Annotated in this window: 3 protein-coding genes; 1 reads left to right on the top strand and 2 read right to left on the bottom strand. The window is 65.4% G+C overall.

Annotated elements, in window-relative coordinates:
* Both ACZ5CR_RS43550 and ACZ5CR_RS43545 read right to left on the bottom strand, forming a co-directional pair.
* On the bottom strand, positions 1 to 740 hold a 740-nt coding region (locus tag ACZ5CR_RS43550), incomplete at its 3' end, for a hypothetical protein (RefSeq protein ID WP_468868759.1).
* 276 nt (positions 741 to 1,016) lie between these two features.
* Positions 1,017 to 1,211, bottom strand: a complete 195-nt coding sequence (locus ACZ5CR_RS43545) for a hypothetical protein (RefSeq protein ID WP_468868757.1) — start codon at positions 1,209 to 1,211, stop codon at positions 1,017 to 1,019.
* Positions 1,212 to 1,554: 343 nt separating this feature from the next.
* On the opposite strand from ACZ5CR_RS43545, the gene ACZ5CR_RS43540 reads away from it, so the two are divergent.
* Positions 1,555 to 3,054 carry a helix-turn-helix domain-containing protein gene (locus tag ACZ5CR_RS43540; RefSeq protein WP_468868753.1) on the top strand — a complete coding sequence of 500 codons (1,500 nt, stop codon included), beginning with the start codon at positions 1,555 to 1,557 and terminating at the stop codon, positions 3,052 to 3,054.
* The last annotated feature ends 93 nt before the right edge of the window (positions 3,055 to 3,147 follow it).

The raw sequence follows: 3,147 nt of genomic DNA, 5'->3' as shown, positions 1-3,147 counted from the left end.
GCCCGACAGGCCCACCAGGTCTCCCACGCCTGCCAGGTTGACGGATTGTCCGTCCATGGGTGAATGGTCAGTCCGTAGCGGTCTCCGTCCACCTCCATGCGCTGGCGGTGGGATTCGGCAAGAGCGACCAGCGGTAGCACGTGCAGCGGCAGCCCGCGCGGGCACTCGGCGCACCGTTCCTGCGCCCAGTGGAAGACCTCGCCTCCCGTGCCGTGCCAGGAGGCGAAGAGGTAGGTGAGAAGTTCGTGGTGCGCTTCGCGATTCCACGGATCACACTCGATTACCTGATTCCACACCTGTCCCAGCGTCGCGCGCCATTCGCGGTCTCTGGGCGGCGAATGGAAGCGGATTAACGCGAGCATGACAACGTAGGGGGATGGGTCGTTCGGCAAGGCGTTGGCGGCGGCATCGCAGGTATCCCAGGCTTGCTGCATTGCCTCGTTGAGCCCGCGCCCACGGCCGTCGGCCATCGACCGCAAGGCCAACACATTAGCCAGCAGGGCCAAGGCGTGCGGAGAGCGCGGCTCCGCCTGCGCCCACGTGTCGGCGACCGTCAACCGCACTCCGACCCGCGCGAGGGCCTGCAGGCGGAAGACCCGCCGATCCCAGTCGGTACCCGTAGAGGTCAGGAGCTCGCGGGCGCCTTCCCAGCGCCCCATTGCGGCATCCTCCAGCACGGCCCGGAGCTGAGCGTCGTCCCGGGCCGGATGTCGGTCGAGTGCGAGTCTGTCGCTATCCATGACCCTCCTGCCTGGCGCGCTCGCCGGAGGCGACGAGCTGCTGACTATCGACGAGCGGGGCCGTCCCTCGTGCTTGAAGTCCGTGCTTGCCGTCCGTCGCAGCGAGCGAGAGGCGTTGGGACACCAGCGGCACCACAGCGGCGGGCAGGCGCGCAGGCGCATTTGGGATCGGCATCATCGAAGTCCTCGGGTCACGTCCAGCAGTGGAAAGACCGCCAGGGCTCGGAGGTGACGGACAGGGGAGCCAATTACCTCACCCGTGACCTGGCGGTCGGCCTAGAAGTTGATCTTTGCGATCAGTTCGAGCGCGCCCTGAACGCCCTCCTTGATGTTCGGTGCGGCAGAGCTGCCGGCCAGGAAGAAGCCGAACAGGATGCACACAACGGCGTGCGCGACGTTCAGGCCTGCCTTCCTCATGAGGAGGAAGACGATCACGCCCAGGAGCACAACGGCGGAGATGCTAACGACCACAACGGACCTTCAGGGGGAGGTGCTTGCGGCCTGATCGGTGCTGCGCTGCCGGATGCCGCAGACGCATCCGCGACAGGGGCTGATCCATCCGTACGCGTAAGGCCGAGAACACCTTGGACTCCGGTGGCCGAGGTCAGGGATAGCTGAGTCCGCAGCGCGAGCAACAGGTGCACGCCCGAAAGATCCGTTCCCGGAGGGTTCGTCGTGGCTGTGCGCCGCGGGAGTTCCCAGAGTGATGGGGAAACCTCCGCCGCGCACATTTCCCAGGTGATATCACTGGAGTGATTTCAGTTTCACCAGAGGCAGTTGAGCCGTCTGGATCGTTCTCGATGGGGTGGAAGACGTGCCTGCGCAGTCGCCGCGACGCTGTGAACAATGCGGCTGCCAACTGAGCCAGTACAACTCGGGAACCTTGTGCTCGGCCTGCCTTCGCGCCCGCAGCCTGATCCCGCCAGCTCCTGCCGTTCCAGAACATGTGTGGCGAAATCTCGATGTTCAACAAGCCTTATCAACCTGGGACTTCGGCAAAACCACCATGCTGATCCGCCAGCAAGGCTCCCTTCGGCAGAGCGATATTGCCCAACTGGCAGGTCTGAGCCAGGCGTTCCTGTCCATGCTCGAAGCGGGCCGCCGCCGTCTCACCAACATAGACAAGATCGTCGAGTTCCTCAGCGGCCTCGGCGTTCCACCCGAGCTGGCTCCGCTCCCGCTCCCCCGCCACAGCAATCCGCCCCAAAACCTCTACTCAGGCGATTTGGATCCGGCCCTACCGTGGACGGCGAGCCGTATGGTGGCGGCACTTGGCACCGCGGTTGGAGGGAGCACGATGGACCGCCGACGGTTCCTCACAGTGAGCGGGCTGGCGCTTACCGCCTTCGTGCATCACTGGGGCACGGCCGAAGCAGAGCCACTTGCCCACGCAGCCAAGGGCAGTCGCCTCACTCACGAGCTCCTCGACAGTCTGCAGGCGACCACGGACAACCTGCGCACCATGGACGCGAGCGCCGGCAGCGGTACCCTCGCCGACCTCGGCGACGCCCATCTGCTGTTCCTCAAACGGCTCGTAGGCCAAGCCTCGTACAACGAAGACATAGGGAGACGGCTCGCGGCGATCATCGCGGATACCGCGATCCAGACTGGATGGTTCACCTTCGATGCGGGCGACCGGGACAGTACCCCCGCGTACATGTTCGCCGCCCTTCGTGCCGCGAAAGCCTCCAGCGACGTGCGGCTCGGAGCCGGAGCCCTGTCCTATCTGGCCATCCACGGATACTCCACTGGTGCGCCACGCACCGCCGTGACCGCAGCGCGAGCTGCCCGCGAGAAGATCAAGTCTCTCGATATGCCTGCCCTGGAGGCGATGCTGCTGACCCGGCAGGCCCGCGGCCACGCAAAGCTCGGCGAACGGCAGGAGGTACTCACCGCGCTGGGACGAGCAGCCGAACTGTGCGCCCAAGGACGATCCGAACGCGACCCGCACTGGCTGTACTGGATCAACGAAGGCGAGATCCACGGTCAGGCCGGCAGCTGCTTCCTCGATCTGGGAGAGCCCCAGCGAGCCGTTACCAGCTTGACGAAAGCCCATAACGCGCTGAATCCCACAGACCAACGGACCCGAGGCTTGATCCTCTCCCGGGCCGCGTCCGCCCACCTTCGCCAAGGCGACGTAGACGCAGGATGCAACGCCGCGCACAGGGCACTCGACCTGGCCGAGCAACTCCAGTCCGCCCGCCTCAACGAGCACATCGAGACGATGGTCAGTGACCTCCGTCCGGTTGGGAACGCCACGTACGCTCAAGGGCTATTGGACCGTGCCGCCGCCGTGATGGGAGCAACGAATTGAACGAGAGTGAGGAGCAGCGGAGCCTCATCCTCTGGGACATCGACCGCACGCTGCTCTACGTCGGAGACATCGACCGCCAGGTCTACCGCGAGA

The sequence above is a fragment of the Streptomyces sp. NPDC031274 genome (assembly GCF_055570235.1).
Note: the sequence above shows the minus strand (reverse complement) of the source record. Positions and strands in the feature narration are given on the sequence as shown.